This is a genomic window from Taklimakanibacter albus (genome assembly GCF_016595235.1).
Lineage (GTDB): Bacteria > Pseudomonadota > Alphaproteobacteria > Rhizobiales > Aestuariivirgaceae > Taklimakanibacter > Taklimakanibacter albus.
The window spans coordinates 448,361-467,636 of sequence record NZ_JAENHL010000006.1 but is presented as its reverse complement, the minus strand read 5'-3'; the positions used below and the strand labels follow the sequence as shown (position 1 = coordinate 467,636).

Annotated in this window: 20 protein-coding genes; 6 read left to right on the top strand and 14 right to left on the bottom strand. The window is 62.4% G+C overall.

Annotated features, from left to right (window positions below):
* Positions 1 to 36: 36 nt before the first annotated feature.
* Both JHL16_RS06860 and JHL16_RS06855 read left to right on the top strand, forming a co-directional pair.
* Positions 37 to 1,371: a caspase family protein gene (locus JHL16_RS06860; RefSeq protein WP_200184135.1), complete on the top strand. Its 1,335-nt coding sequence runs from the start codon at positions 37 to 39 to the stop codon at positions 1,369 to 1,371.
* Positions 1,368 to 2,150, top strand: a complete 783-nt coding sequence (locus JHL16_RS06855) for a M15 family metallopeptidase (protein ID WP_200184134.1) — start codon at positions 1,368 to 1,370, stop codon at positions 2,148 to 2,150. Before JHL16_RS06860 ends, JHL16_RS06855 begins: the two co-directional genes overlap by 4 nt.
* Here the strand turns inward: JHL16_RS06855 and JHL16_RS06850 are convergent.
* The gene (locus JHL16_RS06850; protein WP_200184133.1) at positions 2,077 to 3,096 is read right to left on the bottom strand and encodes an EamA family transporter; all 1,020 of its coding nucleotides are present in this window, start codon (positions 3,094 to 3,096) and stop codon (positions 2,077 to 2,079) included. The two genes, JHL16_RS06855 and JHL16_RS06850, sit on opposite strands and share 74 nt — an antisense overlap.
* 95 nt (positions 3,097 to 3,191) lie before the next feature.
* Between JHL16_RS06850 and JHL16_RS06845 the strand changes: the two genes are divergently transcribed.
* Both JHL16_RS06845 and JHL16_RS35500 read left to right on the top strand, forming a co-directional pair.
* Positions 3,192 to 3,602: a LysR family transcriptional regulator gene (locus JHL16_RS06845; RefSeq protein WP_200184132.1), complete on the top strand. Its 411-nt coding sequence runs from the start codon at positions 3,192 to 3,194 to the stop codon at positions 3,600 to 3,602.
* Positions 3,509 to 3,772, top strand: a complete 264-nt coding sequence (locus tag JHL16_RS35500; RefSeq protein WP_200184131.1) for a hypothetical protein — start codon at positions 3,509 to 3,511, stop codon at positions 3,770 to 3,772. Before JHL16_RS06845 ends, JHL16_RS35500 begins: the two co-directional genes overlap by 94 nt.
* On the opposite strand, the gene JHL16_RS06835 is transcribed toward JHL16_RS35500, so the two are convergent.
* Positions 3,773 to 4,123 (bottom strand): hypothetical protein, encoded by a 351-nt coding sequence (locus JHL16_RS06835; RefSeq protein ID WP_200184130.1) that lies wholly within the window; start codon positions 4,121 to 4,123, stop codon positions 3,773 to 3,775. It lies immediately after the preceding gene.
* Positions 4,124 to 4,179: 56 nt separating this feature from the next.
* Here JHL16_RS06835 and JHL16_RS06830 point away from each other — a divergent pair, with 56 nt between their 5' ends.
* Complete coding sequence (locus JHL16_RS06830) at positions 4,180 to 5,088, top strand: DMT family transporter (protein WP_281435993.1); 909 nt, start codon at positions 4,180 to 4,182, stop codon at positions 5,086 to 5,088.
* On the opposite strand, the gene JHL16_RS06825 is transcribed toward JHL16_RS06830, so the two are convergent.
* From JHL16_RS06825 to JHL16_RS06795, 7 genes are all read right to left on the bottom strand, one after another.
* Entirely contained in the window at positions 5,085 to 5,864 is a 780-nt protein-coding gene (locus tag JHL16_RS06825) for an ABC transporter ATP-binding protein (RefSeq protein WP_200184128.1), read from the bottom strand. The genes JHL16_RS06830 and JHL16_RS06825 overlap by 4 nt on opposite strands.
* Positions 5,855 to 6,868: a FecCD family ABC transporter permease gene (locus JHL16_RS06820; protein ID WP_246770822.1), complete on the bottom strand. Its 1,014-nt coding sequence runs from the start codon at positions 6,866 to 6,868 to the stop codon at positions 5,855 to 5,857. Before JHL16_RS06820 ends, JHL16_RS06825 begins: the two co-directional genes overlap by 10 nt.
* A 13-nt stretch (positions 6,869 to 6,881) precedes the next feature.
* Positions 6,882 to 7,937 carry an ABC transporter substrate-binding protein gene (locus tag JHL16_RS06815; RefSeq protein ID WP_200184126.1) on the bottom strand — a complete coding sequence of 352 codons (1,056 nt, stop codon included), beginning with the start codon at positions 7,935 to 7,937 and terminating at the stop codon, positions 6,882 to 6,884.
* A gap of 75 nt (positions 7,938 to 8,012) precedes the next feature.
* Positions 8,013 to 8,771: a substrate-binding domain-containing protein gene (locus JHL16_RS06810; RefSeq protein ID WP_200184125.1), complete on the bottom strand. Its 759-nt coding sequence runs from the start codon at positions 8,769 to 8,771 to the stop codon at positions 8,013 to 8,015.
* A 1-nt stretch (position 8,772) separates the two neighbouring features.
* Positions 8,773 to 9,258 carry a VUT family protein gene (locus tag JHL16_RS06805; protein ID WP_200184124.1) on the bottom strand — a complete coding sequence of 162 codons (486 nt, stop codon included), beginning with the start codon at positions 9,256 to 9,258 and terminating at the stop codon, positions 8,773 to 8,775.
* 4 nt (positions 9,259 to 9,262) lie between these two features.
* Positions 9,263 to 9,685 carry a nucleoside-diphosphate kinase gene (gene ndk / locus JHL16_RS06800; protein ID WP_200184123.1) on the bottom strand — a complete coding sequence of 141 codons (423 nt, stop codon included), beginning with the start codon at positions 9,683 to 9,685 and terminating at the stop codon, positions 9,263 to 9,265.
* 84 nt (positions 9,686 to 9,769) lie between these two features.
* On the bottom strand, positions 9,770 to 12,274 hold the full coding sequence (locus tag JHL16_RS06795) for an OmpA family protein (RefSeq protein ID WP_200184122.1): 2,505 nt from the start codon (positions 12,272 to 12,274) through the stop codon (positions 9,770 to 9,772).
* A gap of 248 nt (positions 12,275 to 12,522) precedes the next feature.
* Here JHL16_RS06795 and JHL16_RS06790 point away from each other — a divergent pair, with 248 nt between their 5' ends.
* Positions 12,523 to 12,906, top strand: a complete 384-nt coding sequence (locus tag JHL16_RS06790; RefSeq protein ID WP_200184121.1) for a carboxymuconolactone decarboxylase family protein — start codon at positions 12,523 to 12,525, stop codon at positions 12,904 to 12,906.
* Here JHL16_RS06790 and JHL16_RS06785 read toward each other — a convergent pair whose 3' ends face one another.
* The 5 genes from JHL16_RS06785 to JHL16_RS06765 are packed head-to-tail and all read right to left on the bottom strand — an operon-like array spanning position 12,907 to position 19,246.
* Entirely contained in the window at positions 12,907 to 13,668 is a 762-nt protein-coding gene (locus JHL16_RS06785; RefSeq protein WP_200184120.1) for a formyl transferase, read from the bottom strand.
* Between the two features lie 9 nt (positions 13,669 to 13,677).
* Positions 13,678 to 14,421: an amino acid ABC transporter ATP-binding protein gene (locus tag JHL16_RS06780; protein WP_200184119.1), complete on the bottom strand. Its 744-nt coding sequence runs from the start codon at positions 14,419 to 14,421 to the stop codon at positions 13,678 to 13,680.
* Position 14,422: 1 nt separating this feature from the next.
* A complete protein-coding gene (locus JHL16_RS06775; protein ID WP_348647179.1) occupies positions 14,423 to 15,601 on the bottom strand; it encodes an amino acid ABC transporter permease in 1,179 nt (392 codons plus the stop codon).
* Positions 15,602 to 15,615: 14 nt separating this feature from the next.
* On the bottom strand, positions 15,616 to 16,473 hold the full coding sequence (locus JHL16_RS06770) for an ABC transporter substrate-binding protein (RefSeq protein WP_200184118.1): 858 nt from the start codon (positions 16,471 to 16,473) through the stop codon (positions 15,616 to 15,618).
* A gap of 58 nt (positions 16,474 to 16,531) precedes the next feature.
* A complete protein-coding gene (locus JHL16_RS06765) occupies positions 16,532 to 19,246 on the bottom strand; it encodes a phosphoenolpyruvate carboxylase (protein WP_200184117.1) in 2,715 nt (904 codons plus the stop codon).
* Positions 19,247 to 19,276 lie beyond the last annotated feature (30 nt).

Genomic DNA, 19,276 nt, shown 5'->3' with positions numbered 1-19,276 from the left:
GCCCGGGACAACAAGTTCCCGGCTGAAGGGATAGGGATGGCACTCGGACGGCGGCTCAAGATTGCGGGCCTGGCTTTCGCGCTTCTCAGCGCGATGCCGGCCTATGCGGAAACGGCGCAGCGTATCGCGCTGGTCATCGGCAACTCGGCCTATCGGCCGGGCTATGAACTGCGCAATCCGGTGGCCGATGCTCGCGCCGTCGCCAGAAGCCTCTCCGAGCTCGGCTTCACCGTCACCATGGTCATGGACAGCGATCTCGCCACCGCGCAGAAGGCGCTCGACGACTTCGTGCCGGAAGGGATCGCGGCGGAAGCCGCCCTCATCTACTATGCCGGTCACGGCGCCATGATCAACGGCCGCAGCTTCATGCTCCCGACCGACTTCTCGATGAGCAATTTCGACGAGATCGACAAGGAAGCGCTCGCCACCGACCGCCTGCTGCAGACGCTTTCCAGCACGCATGCCACCGTGAAGATGCTGCTCTTCGATGCCTGCCGCAACAATCCGCTGGAAAGCCGGGGCGCCACGGTGATCGAGAAGCCGGAAGAGACGGAAGCCCGCAGCCAGGATATGCTCATTGCCTTTTCTACGGCGCAAGGTGCGGTGGCGCTCGACGGCCGCGGCGATCACAGCCCCTTCGCCGAAGGCCTGCTCGGCAATATGAACAAGCCGAATGAAGAGCTTTCCGACCTCATGCGCTCGGTGAGCCTGCATGTGCGCGAGCGGACCGAAGGACGCCAGACGGTCTGGCTCGAAAACTCACTCACCAAGAGCTTCTTCTTCGCCAGCGCCGCAGCGGCCGCTCTGGTCTCTCCCGGCAAGGTCGTCGACCTGACGCCGCCGGAGCCCGACGCCAGCATCGGGGTGATCTTCCCGCAGTCGAGTGACGAATTGCTGAGCGCGGCCGATCTCGAAGGCAAGGATGCGGCGACCTTGCGGCTCGCCCGCAACGAGATTTTCGCCCGCAACGGCCGTATTTTCAACGACCCCGCCTTGCGCGCGCATTTCGAAAAATTCGACTGGTACCAGGGCACGAGCTATGAGCCGAAGATCAGTGCGATCGAGAAGAAGAATGTCGGACTGATCCGTCAGTATGAGATGAACCAGTCGGCGCCCCAGGCCGGCTTCCTGTTCGCCGATTCGGATCGCCGCCTGCTCACGGCGCAGGAGCTCAAAGGTCTCGACAAGGCGCAGTTGCGCAATGCCCGCAACGAGATCTATGCCCGGCGTGGGCGCAAATTCGTGCGTAAGGAAGTCTCCAGCTACTTCAAGCAATTCGACTGGTATCGCCCGCAATTCGGCGAAGTCGAACTCACCTTTATCGAAACCAAGAATGTCGAGCTGATCCAAAAGTTCGAAAAGGCCAAGTGAAGTCTCTCCTCGCCGTCCTCTTTCTGTGCCTCACCGTATCGACCGCCGCAGCCGGCGAGCCCTCCTATGGCGCGCCTCCCGCCGATCTCGCCGAACATCTGGAGCGCCTTAAGCGGGCCTATCCCGGTGTCATCGCGGATTACGACAAGGCCAAGCTCACCCTGAAATCGGGAGTGACGATCCCGATGTCGGACGGCCGCCGTGACAAGAGCTTCGACGAGCTGCTCGATGATCCCGACGTCGACGACATGTTCGCCATCCCCTATCCGGCGCACACCAAGCCCAAGGCACCGGGCGTCAATGTCGATCCAGGCCGCGTCCGCGTCGAAGCCCTCTTCCGCGCGCTTTACGGTGACTGCCGCAAGGGCGAAGCGGCGCTCAGGATGCGCCGGGTCCCCTGGTTCGGCGGCAGCGTGCTTATCACCACGCGCCAGGGCGTCGACCGGGCGCTCGAGGCGACGGCGCGCGATCTGGCAAAACTGCCCAAGCCGATGATGAAGTACCTCGCCCCCTCGGCCGGCACCTATAATTGCCGGGCAATCGCCGGAACCCAGCGCCTATCGATGCATGCCTATGGCGCCTCGATCGATCTCAACACTGAATTCGCCGACTACTGGCGCTGGCGCAAACCGGGCAAGGACGGAAAGATCGCCTGGACCAACCGGATGCCGATGGAGATCGTCGAAATCTTCGAGCGCCACGGCTTCATCTGGGGCGGCCGTTGGTACCACTATGACACGATGCATTTCGAGTATCGGCCGGAATTGCTGGCGCGCTGAAGGGTGATTTCACCCCCTGGAAAATACGGATCGTCATGAGCACGCCGGCGGTGAGAACGACAATCCCGGCCAGCTCGGTATATGTCGGCAAGCGGCCATGGACTCCTAAGCCGAATATCGTCCCGAATATGGTTTCCGACACCAGCAACTGCGCGGAAAGCGCCACGGGAATTCTTTGCGACGCAAAAGTCCATGCCCAGGCGCCTCCGATCGAGGCGAGGATCGCCAGTGATGCGCCCCAGAAATAGAGAGGTGCCGCACTCTCCCACGCCAGGCCAAGCTCTGGAATGTTGAAGGCTCCCAAGGCAAGGCCGGCAGGCATGAGAAGCAGCATCTCGAAGCCGCCCCCGACCAGTATGAGAGCGGTCCAGATCGCCGCATCCATTTCCGGACGCTCGGCGAGCGCCCGCTGATTGGCCACACCAAACCAGGTCCAGAGGCCGACAGCACCAGCCGCCAGCAAGATTCCCAGCGCAGGTGATCGCGCCGTCGCCATGCTCGATGGATCGAACACGCTGAGATTTACGAGCACCATACCAACAGCCGTCACCAGGACCGACAGAGACAAAGCCTGCCAGGAAACCGACTTCCGGCTCAGATTGCCGGCGATCGCAAGGACGACGGGGACCAGCCCAAGCGACGCAGGCGCAATCACCGGGCCGGCATAGATGGCTGCGCCCGCGACAGTGAGGAAATAAGCGAGATAGCCGATGAAACCGAGATAAAAGGCGATCAGGTAGTCCTTTGATTTGAGCCCCATTGCATCGCCCCTTCTGCAAATGAGGAAGATGGCCGCGAAGGCGCTGGCAATGACAAAGCGAAACAGCGCGAAATCGAAGATCGAATAATCGCCAATGACAAAGGGAACGACGAAGTTCAGGGACCAGACGAAGGCCGCGAAAAGCGCCGCCAGAATGCCAAGCAAATAGGGATATCTGACGAGCACGGTCCCACCACTCTTTTCGAATGTAGGGGAGATATTGTTTCCACTTTTGGAATGAAAGGCCTATTATTGGCAGATCATTTTCCAGAAACAGAACGATGAACTGGAACGATATCCGCTACCTCCTTGCCGTCAGCCGCCATGGTGGCCTGACCGGCGCAAGCCGCGAGTTGAAGGTCAGCCAGTCGACGGTGGCGCGGCGGATCGAGACTCTGGAAACCGCTCTTCGCACGCGCCTCTTCGAGCGACATACGAATGGCTATGAGCTGACCGAAGCGGGGCGCGGAATGGTCGACCGGGCCATTCCCATCGAATCCCGCATGGTCGAGCTGCTGGATGATTTCAAAGGGCGAGACACCGAGGTCTCGGGCGTTGTCAGACGGCCGAGAGCGGCACCGCGCTCAATGTCGATTCAATGCAGGCGCAAGTTCTCGCCATCCGCTCAGGCTTCGGCCTTGGCATCCTGCCCTGCATCATGGCTGGCAAAGACAAGGAACTCGTGCGGGTGAATTCACGGCAGTTTCATCACGAGGAAACGATCTGGCTCGTGGTTCACAGCGACATTCATCGCGCGCGGAGAATCAGGATCGTGTCCGATTTTCTCGAAGCGACGATAAATGAGCAGCAACCTGCGTTATCGGGCGCGGAAGAAACCCGACCGGAATTGCCTGCACGCTGATCACGGCGCTCCCAGCGTCAGGTCATTCGCCGAAAACGGCTTGGTCCAGCCGGTCAAACGATAGCTGCCGATCAGCTTGCCGGTGTCCGAAATCATCACCTTGTTGCTGCCGCCGGCGCTGGCGCGCAGAAGCTGGCGCGCCGCCTGCAGGACATCTGTACGTTTCTCCTCCGGCACGGCCTCGGTGGAGACGATCTTGAGCTGCACCACGCCGCCGGTCTGCAGCCAGGTCACCTCGACGTCGAGCGTCTGATTGGACACGGTGAACATGGTGCGCACCGGTCCGCCGCTGCCTTCGACGGCCCAAGCAGGGCTTACCCAAAGGCAAAGCAGGATTGCAGCGATCCGCATTGTCATCGCCCGGTCCTCCTTGTAGAGGGGCACAACCGTCCTTTCCCTGATATAGTATGGCAACCTCCCCGCAACAGCATAATGCGCCCCTTACCGGCATCCTTTTGATGCTGGCTGCCATGCTTATTCTGCCGTTCCTGGATGTCGCGGCGAAATTCCTGGGCCAGATGAACATGCCGGTGATCGAGAGCGTGTGGGGGCGTTTCATCTTCGGCACCTTGATCAATGTGCCCTTCGTGCTCAGGAACCGGCCGGTCAGCGCGCTCAAGACCACTATGCCGGTGATGCACACGGTCCGCGCCAGCCTCGTCCTCGCCTCGACCGCGCTGTTCTTCCTGGCGCTGCACTATCTGCCGATCGCCGACACGCTCGCCATTTACTTCGTCCAGCCGCTGATCGTCACCATGCTGTCGCCGGTAATCCTCAAGGAACAAGTGGGCCTGCGCCGCTGGATCGCCGTAGTCATCGGCTTCATCGGCACGCTGATCATCATCCGACCGGGCTTCCAGGCGATCAATGCGGGCGTCTTGTTCGCTCTGCTTTCCGGCACCACCAGCGCCGTCTACATGATCCTGACCCGGCGCATCGCCGGGCGCGCCGATCCGATCGTCACCATGTTCCATACCAATGTCGCCGGCGCCGTGCTCAGCACGCTGATGGTCGGCTTCTTCTGGGTGACGCCCAGCCCCGAGCAATGGGGTCTCCTGCTTCTCATCGCCTTCATCGCTTTCATCGGCCATTATCTGGTGATCGCGGCCTATCACTATGCCGAGGCCTCGCTCCTCGCGCCCATGGCCTATGCCGAAATGATCATGGCGGTGGTCTGTGGCTGGTGGTTCTTCAGCGACCTGCCCGATCGCTGGACCTTTACCGGCGTCGGCATCCTCATCGCCTGCGCGATCTACATCTCCTATCGCGAACGCGTGCGCGGCGTGCCGATCGAGCCGACACCACCGCAGCCCTAATCTGCGTCCGCAATGCAGAGCATGTGCCTGTCCGACGCCACGAGACGGATCGGCACACCGTAAGTTTCGGACAAGACATCGGCCGTCAGCAAATCCCGCGTGCCGCCGAGGCGCGGCGGGTGATGCGGTGACAATATGAGCGTGCGGTCGGCCAGCGCATAGGCCTGGTCCGGCGCATGAGTTGTGAAGATGACGGCAAGGCCACTCCTGGCCAGGCGGCGCAGCAAGGCGAGGAGCCGCGCGGTATTGGCGAAATCGAGATGCGCCGTCGGCTCATCGAGGATCATGAGCCGGGGGGCCTGGACCAGAACGCGGGCGATCTGCACCAGTTGACGCTCACCGCCACTGATCTCGGTATACGACACTTCAGCGAGATGGGCGATGCCGAGGGTCGCCAGCGCCTCCAGCGCAAGACTCGCCTCTTTCGGACCGGGCCGTTCGAACAGGCCGAGATAGGGCGCGCGTCCCATTTCGGCGACGGCATGGACGGCAAAGGCGAAGACCGCTTCGTCGTTCTGCGGCACCAGGGCCAGATGACGGGCGATTTCGTTGCGCGAAAGCTCCGTCATGTCTTGTCCGGCGACATGAATGGCACCGGTCGTAGCGGGAGCGAGACCTGAAAGACATCTGAGCAAGGTTGATTTGCCGATGCCGTTGGGTCCCAGGACGCAGAGGATCTCGCCTTCGGCAATATCGAGGCTCACCCCACTGAAGACCGGCTGTGATCGGCCGGCATAAGAAAAGCCGACTTTCTCGGCGGCGAGGATCACGCCCATCCGAGCGATCCGCGCCGCAGAAGCAGCATGAAAGCCGGCGCCCCCACCAAAGCGGTCAGAATCCCCAAGGGTATCTCGGCCGCGGTGACGGTGCGGGCGATGTCGTCGATGAGGAGAAGATAGCAGGCGCCCAGGGACAGTGTCGTCGGCAACAGCTTGCGGAAATCGGGACCGACCAGGATGCGGGCAAAATGCGGAATGACCAGCCCGACCCAGCCGATGATGCCGCTGATCGCCACGGTCGAGGCGGCGACGAGTGTCGCGAGCAGCACGATGAGGAAACGCAGACGGCCGACTTCCAGGCCCAATATGCCCGCCTGCTCATCGCCCAGGGACAGGATATTGATGCGCCAGCGCAAAAGCAGCAGCAGGATGGAGGCCGGGATCATGACGATCAGGACGACCACGACATCTTCCATCGACACCGCCGACAGCGAGCCCAGCAGCCAGAATTCGATCACCGGCAGCTTCGAATGCGGATCGGCGACATATTTGAGGAGCGATAGAAGGGCCGTGAAAAGCGAGCTTACGATGATGCCGGCCAGCACCAGGACGAGTGTCGAGCCGGCGCGGTAGAGACGGTTCATGAAGAAGCACAAGGCCACCGCGGCGAGCCCGAAGACGAAGGCCAAAGCCTGGGTCGCATAATGCTGCTCGAAGAGCAGGATCGCCACCGCCGCGCCGAAGCCGGCACCGGCCGAGACGCCGAGGGTGAAAGGCGAGACCAGCGGATTGCGGAAGACGCCCTGATAGCAGGCTCCTGCCAGCGCCAGCCCACCGCCGACCGCCATGCCGGCCAGAAGGCGCGGCAGGCGGACATCGAGAACGACGGAGGCGACGAGCGGCGGCCAGTCCGGCTCGATCGGGAGAAATTGCGCGGCGATGATGCGGATCACCGTCAGCGGCGGCACCGGATAACGTCCGACCAGGAAGGACAAAAGGAACAGAACGATCGGCAAGCCGAGAAGGACGGCGCCCCCGATCAGACGACGTTCCTTCCCCATTACGGACATCGGCTCAGTGCGGCCCGGTATAAGGCTGCGCATAAAATTGGGTGTAGAAGGCGTCCACTTCCTTCTGCATGTCGATATCGGCGAACTGATCGGGATAGAGCTTCTTGGCCATCCAGAGCTCGCCCAGCGCCAGTGCCTCAGGCAGCGGATAACCCCAGGGCTTCACATATTCGGGTGTGATGTAGATGCGGTTGTTCTTGACCGCGTCGATCTCTCGCCAGGCCGCCCCCTGCCGGATCTCGTCGGCCACCGGCGCATAACGGTCCTGGACGAAGATGACCTGCGGGTTCCAGGCGAGCACGTCCTCCATCGATACTTTGGTCGAGCCCCGCACACCCGCCGCGACATTGATGCCACCCGAACGCTTCATGATGACGCCGGTATATTTGCCTGAACCATAGGTGCTCATCTTGGGGTTCGCCATATAGAGGCGGACGCGATCGGCATCGGCGATCTTGGCGACACGTTCCTCGACCCGCTTGCGGTTGGCGAAAGCGAAGTTCAGCAGCTCCTCGGCGCGCTCGGACTTGCCGACGATCTCGCCGATCAGCTTGACGCCGATCTTGAGGCCCTCCGCATAAGCGACATCGTCGTCGGCGAAGGTCGGATTGAGTTTCGGCGCCTCGACGCCCTCGCCTTTCGACAGGGAGATACCGACGACCGGCACGCCGGTCTTGGCGATCGCTTCGATCATCTCAGGCGGCGCATAATTGGTGACGAAGACGATATCCGGCTTGAGGCTCAACACCTCTTCGACATTGGCGGCGGAGAGATCGCCCGGCATCGGCAGGCCTTTCAGCCCCGGCGCATATTTGTCGAGGCCCGGAATGAGGCTCGGCCAGCTCTTCAGCACGCCGACGACCTTATCGGCGGCGCCGAGCTCGACCAGGATATCGAGCGTCTGATGCTGCAGCACGACGATGCGGTTGACCTCGGTCGGCAAGATCACGGTGCGGTTGAGCTGGTCGACGATCGTGCGGCTCTCGGCCCGCGCCGCATTGGGAAGAGCACTCAGGCAGAGAAGCGCAAGCGCCAGAAAAGCACGCCGGTGGAAAGACATCGGACCCCCATTTCGCATTTCGTTATATCCGATGGTATATATCGGTGGCCGGCAGCCAGCAATGGCCGCGAGGGGTCAGGCGTCGGCGGAAAGCGCTACCGGCAGGAAGCCAGCTTGCCGGATCAGCCCTTGGCCGGCACCCGACATCAGAAAAAGGGCGAAGGACAAGGCCGAGGGCAATGCGTCCTTGAGCACGGCCAGGCCATATTCGGGAACGACATTGATCTCTTTCGGCAGCTCGACGATCTCGACATCGCTGAGCTTGTGCGCCAGGGGCACGAGGCCGGTGGCATAGCCCAGGAACATATCGACGGATCCCTCGGCCAGAGCGCTGGCGACGATATCGTATGACGGCGGCAAGGCGGCTGTGGGCACCGAGCCACCGACAAGCTTTTGCGCCTTGGCATCGAGGATGGCTAAAGCCCCTGCCCGCGCAGCGTCGATGCTCCGGAATATCTCCCAGGCATAGTCACCGGAGGGATCATTCACTGGCGTCGATGTTCCGATCCGGATCGCCGGCTCGAGACTACGGCCGATGAAATTGTCCTGCGTGATGCCGGCGGTGCGGCGGACCAGAGCCACCATGCGGTTGCGGGCGAAGAGAATGGGCGGCGCCGCAAGCCCCAGCTGATGCAGCCGGACAGGATGCTCCATGTTCGCCGACAGGAAGAGATCAGGCCGGCCGCCACTTTCGATATGCTCGCGCAAAAGGCCGGCGGGACCGTGTCGGACGGTGACAGCGATGCCGGTATTCTTGGTGAAAGCGCCCGAGACGAGCGGCAGCGCGTTTCTGAGGCTGCCCGCGGCGTAGATCGCGACGGCAGCCGGAGTCACGTCAATGAGCCGGCGCCGGCGCGTCGCCGGTCCGCAGCCTGAGCAGATACCAGACGATGAACACACCCACCGCCTTGCTCAGCACTTCCATCGAGAAGGCGGCCGGGGTGAGGTAATTCGCCAAATATTGGAAGGCCAGCGTATCCAGCGGCACCGCGACCAGGCTCGAGATCAGGATGCGCTGCTGCAAGGGCTTCCGGGTGAAGGAATAGATGGCCCAGTCCGTCATCTCGGACAGGATGAAAGCTGTGATGCTGGCGATGGCAATCGCCGGATCGACCATGAAATAGGTGATGATGCCGGCGACGAGTGTCGCCAGCAGGATCTTGTGGCCGACCTGCCTCTGCCCGTAGTCACGGAGCACGAAGACGAAGCCGACCACCAGATTGGCAAGATAAAGGTCGCCGAATACCGTCGGCCAGGGCGACACGGCCACGAAGAGCCAGTTCACCAGGACGATCGACACTATGTAGACGACGACCCACATCGGCTTAGCCCACGATCTCCGCGGCCTTGAAGCAGAGCTTGATCTCCTTCTTGGCGTTGTCGGCGCTGTCCGAGCCATGCACGGAGTTGGCTTCGATCGATTCGGCGAATTCCTTGCGGATGGTGCCCTTATTGGCATTGGCCGGGTTGGTGGCGCCCATGACATCGCGGTACTTGGCGACCGCCTTCTCGCCTTCCAGCACCTGGATGACGATCGGGCCCGAGGTCATGAACTTGACCAGGTCCTTATAGAAAGGACGCTCCTTGTGGACCTTATAGAAGGTCTCGGCGTCCTTCTTTTTCCACTTCACTCGCTTCTGGGCGATGATGCGGAGGCCGGCGCCTTCGATCTTGGCGTTGATGGCGCCGGTCAGGTTGCGACGCGTCGCGTCCGGCTTGATGATGGAGAGCGTGCGCTCTTTGGCCATTAAATTCCCCTTGGGTTTTGCTGATAAACGTCGGGCCGCCTTATAGCGGCGGCCCGGACAGGCTTCAAGTAGCGGTAGAGCGGCCTATTCGGCCTCGCCCACCAGCGGCGTCACGCGCCGGAAGGACACGCGGCGGTTCTCCTCCTCGGGCTCGGCGGTCGGGATCTTGAGATACCGCTCGCCGTACCCCGCCGTCACCAGGTTGCGGGGGGCAATGGCGTAGTAGCTGGTGAGCGCCTTCTTGACCGCCTGGGCACGCTCGCGCGACAGCTTCAGATTATAGGCATCCGAGCCCACCGCGTCGGTATGGCCCTCGATCATGAAGACCTCGTCGGGATGGGCGGCCAGAATCTTCTCGACCACCTCGGCAATGCGGTCGAGATTCTCGACCTCCTCCTCGCGCAGGAAGGCTTCATTGAAGCCGAAATGGATGTTGTCGATCTCGATGGCCGGCATCGCGGTGCGGATCTCAGGCTCCTCCTCGATCTCGGCCACCGTATAGCGGCGCGGAACCTTGCGACGCGGCGCCGTGACCAGATAGTCCTCGAGTTCCTCATCGTCGATCTCGTCGATGAAGGCCGAGTCCGGCGGCTCGCGATCGCCGCTCAGATTGATATTGATGTCGATCCTGATCTCGTTGCGGTCGCGCCGGTCGCGCCAATAACGCTCGCGCTCGTCCCGGTCGCGGCGCATGCGGTCACCCAGATAACGCCGGTCGCGATCCATCATGTCGCGCCAATAGGTCCGCTCGTCATCGCTGTAGCGATCGTCGTAGATAGCCTCGCGATAGATGTCGATGCGGCGGCGCAATTCGCCTTCCTCGAGCTCGTCCGACCGGCGCCGGTCACGCAGGATGTCACGCTCGGCCCAATTGTCCCAGCGGCGATCCTCTTCACGGTCGCGACGGCGCGGAATGCGGTCACGCTGCTCGTCCTTCTTCTCCTCGACGATCACCTTCTCGGCGACGCGGTTGCGATAGAGATCACGCTCCTCCTTGAGCTTGCGGCGCAGCTCCCGCTTGGTGTCGCGCGACAGCTCGTTGTCGGAGAGAAGCTCCCGCATGCCATCGAGACGCGCCTTGGCCTCGTCGTCCTTCAACTGATCGGACCGACGGTTGTCGTCCAGATAGGACTTGGCCTTGGCTTCCGCCTGCGGCGTCGCCTTGGTGTTGTCGAGCTTCTCGACGTCCTTCTTGTCGAGCGTGATCGGCGGCTGACCCGCCTGATCGTTGGGGACGACTTCCTGGCCTTCAGCATTCTTCTTCGGGTCGGCAATGGTCGGCTGCTCACCAACAGGCTTTTCGGCCGTCGGCTGCTCGCCAGATGGCTGCTCCGCCGTCGGCTGCTGGCCAGATTCCGGCTGCTTGCCACCCTTGCCCTGCTCGCGCGCAAGAGCCTCGGTGCGCGCCTGCTTGGCACGGCCGGCTAGCTCCTGACGGACATCGTCCGACAAGCCCTTTGTCCGCGACAGAGTGCGGCCGGCCTTCACGCGTTCGGCCAGTTCGGCATCGGAAAGCTCGCTCGCCGGGCGCGTGTCGGAAAGATACTGTGTCACTTCCGGCGGAACGCCAGCCTGGTCCGACGTGCCGGGCGTGGATTCACCAGTCGTCTGTTCGGGCTGCTGTCCAGTCGGCTGCTCAGTCGTCTGCTGTCCAGGCTCGGGCTGCTTGCCCGCCTTTCCACCACCTTGCTCACGCGCGATGGCTTCGGTGCGCGCCTGCTTGGCCTTGCCGGCCAGCTCCTGGCGGACATCGTCGGGCAGGCCTTTCATCTTCGAGAGGCTGCGGCCGGCCTTGATCCTCTGGCTGAGCTCGGCGTCGGAAAGCTCGCTTGCCGGACGCGTGTCTGACAGATATTGCGAAACATCGGCCGGGACATTGCCGGCGGCCGGGGTCTCGGTCTTCGATTCGCCCGTCGTCTGCTCGGACGGCGCCGGCTGCTCGGCCTGCTCCTTCTTCTTTTTCTTCTTCTCGGGCTGCGGCTGCTCGGCCTGCTGATCGGTCGGCTGCTCGACCGGCTGGTCGACCTGCTGCTGGACGGGCTCTTCCGGCTGTTCCGCCTGCTTCTTCTTTTTCTTCACCGGCTCCGGCTGCTGGACCTGTTCTTCGACCGGCTGCTGAACCGGTTCCTCAGGCTGCTCGGCCTGCTGCTTCTTCTTGCGCTTTTTCTCGGGCTTGGGCTCTTCGAACTGCTGCTCCGCCGCGGGCTGCTGCTGGATCTCTTCCGGCTGCTCAGCCTGCTTCTTCTTGCGCTTCTTTTCGGGTTTCGGTTCCTCGAACTGTTGGCCGCCCGAGGGCTGCTGCATCGAATCATCAGGCTGCTCGGCCTGCTTCTTGCGCTTTTTCTTCTCGGGCTGCGGCTGTTCGAATTGCTGGTCGGCCGAAGGCTGCGCCGACTCGTTCTGCTGCTCGGCGTCGCGCTTCTTGCGCTTCTTCTCCGGCTTTTGCTCGGGCGCCTGGCCTTCCTGCTGGCCGGCGCCGGACTGGCCATCCGGAATGATGACGGCATTGGGATCCTGCTCCTGGGCCAATGCCGTCCAGGACGTTCCCAGCAGCAAGGCCGTGGCCAGGGTGATGACAGTTCTTTTCATATGCCGCCCTCCAGAATGCGCATAACAGCGCCATAGTCCCAAGTAATATGACGAAAATTAGGGGCTCCCAAGGTAGTTTAAGGCAGAATGAGGCAGCCGAACCGCTAGAGCGCTTCCCGCCAAAGTTGCCCGACTTTGGCGATAAGGAAGCGCTCCAGACTAAATGTATTTCGAGCCCTTTTTCCCGTTTTGATCGAATCGGGAACGATTCGATCAAAACGGGAAGGGCTCTATTGAGGGAATTACCAATGCAGCCCATCACTTATGACACCGCGAGCGCCGAGGTGCGTGCCGTCTTCGACGACATCAAAGCGACCCGCAAAGTGGCCGATGTGAACAACTTCTGGAAACATCTCGCCCATGACCCGCGCATGCTGCGTCATGTTTGGGAGAGCCTGAAGGAGATGATGGGTCCGGGCGCACTCGATCCCCTCACCAAGGAACTGATCTATGTCGCCGTGTCGGTGACCAATGGCTGCGAGTATTGCATGGCGAGCCACACGGCGGGCGCCCGCCAGAAGGGCGCCAGCGAAGAGATGATCCGCGAGGTCTATGCGGTCACCGGGCTCGCCAACATGACCAACCGCCTCGCCAATGCTTATAAGGTGCCGGTCGACGAGGCGTTCAAATAATCACCAGACACCCTTGGTCCAGGCCGTCCAGAGATAGAACCACAGGGTCGGGTGGTAGAATTGCTGGGACGGCAGGTCGACCTTGACCGGCTTGAGGCGCCCCGCCAGCGCGTCTTCCACCGCGGTGATGGCGAGCGGCCGGGCAATCGCCGCCTGCGTGAAGAAATAGGTGATGAAGTTGTCCCGCGGCGTCGCCTTGAACCGCGCCTGATAGAGGACAGCGCCGGTATCGACGCCTTCATCGACAAGATGGACGGTGACGCCGGCATTGTCCGGATCGCCCATGGCGAGTGCCCAATAGCCGCCGGCCTGGCCGCGATATTTGGGATTGATGCCGGAGTGGAAATTGATGACCGGCACGGTGATGCTGGACAATGTCTCCTTGCCGATGATGCGCGTGCCGACGACCAGCACCACATCGGGCGCGAGCTTTGCCAGAGCAGCACGGCAGGCGTCGCTGTTGACCGATCCGACCTTGATCATCTCGCACGCGGCATTGGGATTGGGGTCGATGCCATATTCGGCGATGATCTCGCCGATCCGTTTGCGTGACTTCTGGGCCAAAAGCCGCTGGAACAGGACAAAGCCGATCTGCCCCAGAATGGTGATCACGCCCTGACGGCGCATGCGCCGGCGGATCAGAGTGAGCTTGGATTCGCGCTCCTCGGCGACGATCGTCACCGGCCCGAAAAACTTCACCAGCGCGTTGACGATGATCCAGGACTGTGGCGAGGGAACGGTGACGACTGCGATGCGTGCCATGTCAAAGTTTTAAAGACGTCCTGCCTCAATGATGCGCTTCAGAAACGCACGGGTACGTTCATGCTCCGGATTGCCGAAGATCTTTTCCGGCGGCCCCTCCTCGTGAACGACACCGTCATAGAGGAAGCAGACCTTGGACGCCACCTCGCGCGCAAAGCCCATTTCATGCGTGGCGAGCAGCATGGTCATGCCCTGCCCCGCGAGGTCGCGCACGATATTGAGCACTTCCGAGACGAGCTCAGGGTCGAGCGCCGAGGTGATCTCGTCGAGCAGCATGAGCTTCGGCTCCACGGCCAAAGCCCGAACGATGGCGACGCGCTGCTGCTGACCGCCCGACAGGCGGTCGGGATATTCATTGGCCTTCGCCTCGAGCCCGATGCGCGACAGCAAGGCCATCGCCTTCTCCCGGGCTTCCGCCTTGCTGAAGCCCAGAACCTTGGTCGGTGAGAGCGTGACATTCTCGATGACGCTCATATGCGGAAAGAGATTGAAGCTCTGGAAGACGATGCCGACCTCGCGGCGCAGGCGGTTGACGTCGACGCCCGGGCCCGAGACGCGGTCTCCCTCGAGCTTGATCTCGCCACCCTGGATCGGCTCGAGGCCGTTGATGCAGCGCAGCAGCGTGGACTTGCCGCAGCCCGACGGGCCGATCAGGCAGACGACCTGATGCTCGTTGACCGACATGTCGACGCCGCGCAGCACTTCGAGGTAACCGAAACGCTTGTGGACGTCCTTGATCTCGAGAAAGGCCATGTCAGCTCGCCGCCCGCATGCGCGCCTGGTCGCGCTCTACCAGCCGGTCGACGAAGCGCGCCTGCGGTATGGTGATGAGCACGAAGATGATGGCGATGATCGTCACCGCCGACAGATTGAAGGCATTGGACGCGATCATGCGCGCCTGGTTGAAGCCGTCGACGACGCCGATGACCTGGACGAGTGCCGTATCTTTCTGCAGGCCGATGAAATCGTTGAGCAGCGGCGCCATGATGCGGCGCACCGCTTGCGGCACGATCACATAACGCAGCGTCTGCAGATAAGAAAGGCCGAGCGAGCGCGACGCCGCCCATTGGCTTGGATGGATGCTGTCGATGCCGGCGCGATAGACCTCGGCGACATAGGCGCCGTAAGTCAGTGTCAAAGCGAGGATGCAATACCAGGTGAGCGGGATGCGGGTGAATTGCTTGATCTCGGCCGCCGTCATGCCGTCGAAATTGACGAACAGGCCGACGATGGGCGGGACGATCAGATCCGGCAGACCGGAGATCGGCAGACCGAAGCCGACGAGATAAAGCGTCAAGATCGCCGGAAGGCCGCGAAAAATGTCGCAATAGGCGATCGCCAGGAGACGAACGGGACGTCCGGCCGGCCCCGGCATCAGGCGCGCGATCGCCACCACCAGCCCCCAGATCAGCACCAGGATCTCGGCAATGACGAAGATCTTGATGTTGTTCCAGAAGGCCCGGAGCACCAGATCCCATTTCTCGGCGATCAACGGCAGGTAGAAGAAGGTTTTGCCGACCCCGGCATTGTTCGCCATGATGAAGCTGGCGAAAGCGAGGAGCACCAGGGACGTCGCGCCCCAGCCGAAAGTCAGATAGGACCATTCGCGCGCCGCTGCCGCATCAATGCGCGCCTCGACGATATTGTTGGTCGAAAGCGCCTGGCGGGCGCGGCTGGAGAAGCTCCAGGAGCGCGCCGCCGGCCAGAACAGGATCGCGGTTGCGGCGATCACTAGAAAGAAGACGATCGACCAGCCGGCGCCTCGCTCGATCTGCAGATGATCGAGCGCCGACGCGACGGTGCGCGTCGCCCCCCAGGCGCAGAGCACGCAGAAGCCTGCGAACAGCAAAGCGGCGAGGGAAAGTCCGTCGGTTCGTGCCGGGAGAGTGGGCAGCGCGCCGCCCACTCTTTCCTTAGCTGCGATATCGCTCACCGTTCCAGAGTCCGTCAGGGTGTGAAATACGGAACCTTGGCCGGATCCTTGCCCCAGACGGCCGCCAGATATTTATCGGCAAGCTTCGATATGGTGCCATCGTCGATGATCGACTTGATGATCTTGTCGAGCGTCGCATTATTGGCGCCGCCCTTGGGATAGATGGCGCCGTAGCTTTCGCCGGTCTTGTATTGGCCGGCCACCACATGCTGGCCCTTGGTCTTCACTTCCTCGGCGAGCACGATCGAAGTGTCGGTGACGGCGGCATCGATCTGGCCGGCCGCGAGTGCGGTAAACATGTCGCCCTGATCCGGATAGACCTGGGTCTTGTCCGCCGGATGCTTCAGCACATCGGCCACGAAACTGGCACCCGTGGTCGCCTGCTGCACGCCCACCGTCTTATCCTTGATCGTCGTTCCATCGACCGGCGCGTCCGCGCGGACAAGAACACCAATATCCGAGCTGAAATAAGGAATGGAGAAGTCCACGACCTTCTTGCGTGCGTCGGTGATCGAGATCTCGGAAATCGCCAGATCGAAATCCGTCACTTGGCCAGTGACCAGCGGATCCCAGCCGACATTGACGAGCTCGAATTTGTCATAACCCGCGCGCCAGGCGATCTCGGCGGCGAAACAATATTCCATGCCGTCCTTGATACTTTCCGGTGTGTCGCCATTCCACCAGATCGGCGCCGGCAGCGACACCACGACTGTGAACTGTCCGGCTTTGGCCGGATTGGCAATCGGGATCGATCCCTTCTCGCCCGTCACTTCGCAATTGCCGATCATATTGGCGGCAACGGCGGGCATCGAGAATGAGGCCAGCGCGGCCATGGCCGCGGCAGCCAGAAAACTCCGTTTGTCGAACTTCATCAGGCTTCCTCCGTTATATTTTGCATCACTAGATCATGCCGGAGGAGCTTGGGCAAGATCAGCCTGTCCACCCCAGCCCGGCGGCGATGCAATTCATCGTCATCAGCAAAGGCGTCAGCGCCTTGTCCGAAGGCCTCCCGGCGCGCGCATCCTTGAGCAGATCGACCTGCCAGCGATTGGCCTGGTCGATCATCGGGCGCACCCGGTCGAGACGGCGGCGGAAGCCGGGAAAACGGGCGCACAGACCATTGGCGCCGGAAAGCTGCAGGACACGTTCGCGCGTCAAGGCATGCTCGGTCTGGACGAGGCCCAGGATGCGTTTGGCCGCCTTACGGTCGGGAACCAGCCCGGCATAAAGGGCGGCGATCTCCATGTCGGCGAGATAAAGCGACTTCTCGACCTCGTCGATGGCGAGCCGGAAGCCGCGCGAACGCACGAACATCTCCTTGAGCTGCGCCAGGCCGGCGTCGCCCTTCTCGGCGATATAACGGTCGAGCCCGGAGCCCAGCCCGTACCAGCCGGTGATGACATGGCGGTTCTGGCTCCAGGCGAAGACCCAAGGAATGGCGCGCAGATCTTCAACACCCTTGGCGCCGAAACGGCGTGCCGGGCGCGACCCCATCTTGAGCAGCGACAGTTCCTCGACCGGGCTCGCCGCCTGGAAATAGTCCATGAGGCCCGGATCCTCGGCGAGACCGCGATAGGCCGTGAAGGAGGCCGATGAAATGGCCTCGACCGCCGCCTGATGTTCCGGCACCAGGCGCAATTCGCTTTCCTTCGCCGATTTGAGCGTATGCACCAGCACGCTCGAAGCCAGCACCTCGAGCTGATAAAGCGCCGTGCCGCGATTGGCGAATTTGGACGAGACGACCTCGCCCTGCTCGGTGACGCGCATCCGCCCGCCAATGGTGCCGGCGGGCTGGGCGGCCACGGCGCGCCCGGTCGGCGCCCCGCCCCGGCTCACCGAGCCGCCGCGGCCGTGGAAGAAGCTGATTTCTATGCCGGCGCCGCGCGCGACTTGAACCAGGCGGCGCTGCGTCTCGTAAAGCTCGAAGCTGGCGCAGAAGAAGCCGCCATCCTTGTTGGAGTCGGAATAGCCGAGCATGATCTCCTGGCGCCCGCCCAGCGACTTCACCGTGCGGCGCACCATCGGAATCTTGAACAGCTCCTCCATGATGCCGGGGGCGCGCTGCAAATCGTCGATGGTTTCGAAGAGCGGCACGATGGCGAGACGGCAGATTCCACGGGAAGCCGCATCGGTGAAAAGGCCGCTATACTTGGCGAGCAGATAAAGGCCCAGAATGTCGGTGGCGCTGCGCGTCATCGACAGCACAAAGGCGCCGGTCGCCCGCTGGTCGGCACCGTCGAGGGACGAGCGGATCAGACTCAGGAGGTCGAGCGTTTCGCGCGCCTCGTCCGACAGCCCCTGGAACAGCGGCAGGAACCCCATCGGCCGCTTGAGCTCGCTCGTCACCCACTTCGCCCATTCGGGTGAATCGGACTTGGGCGGCTCGCGCTTGGCGGTCGGGTTGAATTTCTGCCACAGCTCGGTCAGCACGCGGTTGATGACCGTCGTGTTCTGCCGCATGTCGAGGCTCACGGTTCGGAAGCCGAAGATATCGACCTCCCAGCGCACCGGCCTGATGGTGTAGGCGGCGATCGATGTCGCATGCATCTGCGCCAGCGCCCGCTCGGCATGATGGATCGCCTCGGCGAGTTCTTCCGGACTGGCAAAGGCCTTGCGCCCGGCATACTCATCTGGACTGCGGGTTGCAGCGAGCCGCGCCCGCAAGGCCGCGAAATACTGCCGGAAAGGCTCGCCCGGATTGCGCTGGACGAGCGTTTCGTCAGCGGCATTGGTAATCTCGCGGGTCACGCGGGCACGGAAGGCTTCCGGCACATCGGCTTCCTGCTCGGAAACCGAAACGGTCTGCGCCAGATATTCGAGGCGCTTGTCGAGACGCTCGATCGCCGCCTTGGCATTTTCCTGCAAGGCGAAGCGTGTCGTCGCCGCGGTGACATAGGGATTGCCGTCCCTATCGCCGCCGATCCAGGAATAGAACCGGATGGGCGGGCGCACGCGGATCGGCTGTTCAGGATAATGACGCGCCAGGGCGCCTTCCAGCAATTCGCAGAGTTGCGGCGTGCGCTCGAACAAGGTTTCGCGGAAGAAATGCAGGCCCCAGGCGACCTCCGCCTCGACGGTCGGCTTTTCGAGCCGGATCTCACCCGTCATCCAGAGAAGATCAATGTCGTTGCGCAATTGCCGGATGAGGGCTTCGCGCTCGCGCGGCGTCCAGCGCGGACTTTCGAGATCATAGAGGCGCAAATAGATGCGGCGGTGGATTTCGAGCACCGTCACGCGCTTGGCTTCGGTCGGATGCGCGGTGATGGTGGGACCAGCCTCCGCCGTCTCGAGCGCTTCTGCGACCTGCTCGCCCGAGGCGCCGGCCGCCGCGATATTGGCGAAAGCGTTGGAGAAGGAGCCCAGGATCTGGTCGTTGCCACCCATCGTCTCGAGCCGGCGCCTGGACCGCATCGCGGCATTTTCTTCCGCGATATTAAGAAGTTGCAGCCAGATACCGATGACCTGGAGGGCCGGCGCGCGCAGTTCAGGCTTGATGGCGCGGGCATCTTCCGGATTGTCGATGATGGGGAGGACCTTTGGCGCCCGCTCGCGGATCACCCGGCGCAACAGGTCGCGCAGGAGGACGGTGATCTCGTCCACATAGCCCCCGTCGACAGGCAAAATATGCCGGGCCGTATCCGCCATTTCCTCACCCCTTTAGGGTTGCATTGTGCA

Excerpts from the sequence above, each read along its gene's own strand:
- JHL16_RS06860 (WP_200184135.1), top strand. The coding sequence starts at position 37 with ATGGCACTCGGACGGCGGCTCAAGATTGCGGGCCTGGCTTTCGCGCTT.
- JHL16_RS06845 (WP_200184132.1), top strand. The coding sequence starts at position 3,192 with ATGAACTGGAACGATATCCGCTACCTCCTTGCCGTCAGCCGCCATGGT.
- JHL16_RS35500 (WP_200184131.1), top strand. The coding sequence starts at position 3,509 with ATGCAGGCGCAAGTTCTCGCCATCCGCTCAGGCTTCGGCCTTGGCATC.
- JHL16_RS06835 (WP_200184130.1), bottom strand. The coding sequence starts at position 4,123 with ATGCGGATCGCTGCAATCCTGCTTTGCCTTTGGGTAAGCCCTGCTTGG.
- JHL16_RS06830 (WP_281435993.1), top strand. The coding sequence starts at position 4,180 with ATGGCAACCTCCCCGCAACAGCATAATGCGCCCCTTACCGGCATCCTT.
- JHL16_RS06825 (WP_200184128.1), bottom strand. The coding sequence starts at position 5,864 with ATGGGCGTGATCCTCGCCGCCGAGAAAGTCGGCTTTTCTTATGCCGGC.
- JHL16_RS06820 (WP_246770822.1), bottom strand. The coding sequence starts at position 6,868 with ATGGGGAAGGAACGTCGTCTGATCGGGGGCGCCGTCCTTCTCGGCTTG.
- JHL16_RS06815 (WP_200184126.1), bottom strand. The coding sequence starts at position 7,937 with ATGTCTTTCCACCGGCGTGCTTTTCTGGCGCTTGCGCTTCTCTGCCTG.
- JHL16_RS06805 (WP_200184124.1), bottom strand. The coding sequence starts at position 9,258 with ATGTGGGTCGTCGTCTACATAGTGTCGATCGTCCTGGTGAACTGGCTC.
- ndk (WP_200184123.1), bottom strand. The coding sequence starts at position 9,685 with ATGGCCAAAGAGCGCACGCTCTCCATCATCAAGCCGGACGCGACGCGT.
- JHL16_RS06795 (WP_200184122.1), bottom strand. The coding sequence starts at position 12,274 with ATGAAAAGAACTGTCATCACCCTGGCCACGGCCTTGCTGCTGGGAACG.
- JHL16_RS06790 (WP_200184121.1), top strand. The coding sequence starts at position 12,523 with ATGCAGCCCATCACTTATGACACCGCGAGCGCCGAGGTGCGTGCCGTC.
- JHL16_RS06785 (WP_200184120.1), bottom strand. The coding sequence starts at position 13,668 with ATGGCACGCATCGCAGTCGTCACCGTTCCCTCGCCACAGTCCTGGATC.
- JHL16_RS06780 (WP_200184119.1), bottom strand. The coding sequence starts at position 14,421 with ATGGCCTTTCTCGAGATCAAGGACGTCCACAAGCGTTTCGGTTACCTC.
- JHL16_RS06770 (WP_200184118.1), bottom strand. The coding sequence starts at position 16,473 with ATGAAGTTCGACAAACGGAGTTTTCTGGCTGCCGCGGCCATGGCCGCG.
- JHL16_RS06765 (WP_200184117.1), bottom strand. The coding sequence starts at position 19,246 with ATGGCGGATACGGCCCGGCATATTTTGCCTGTCGACGGGGGCTATGTG.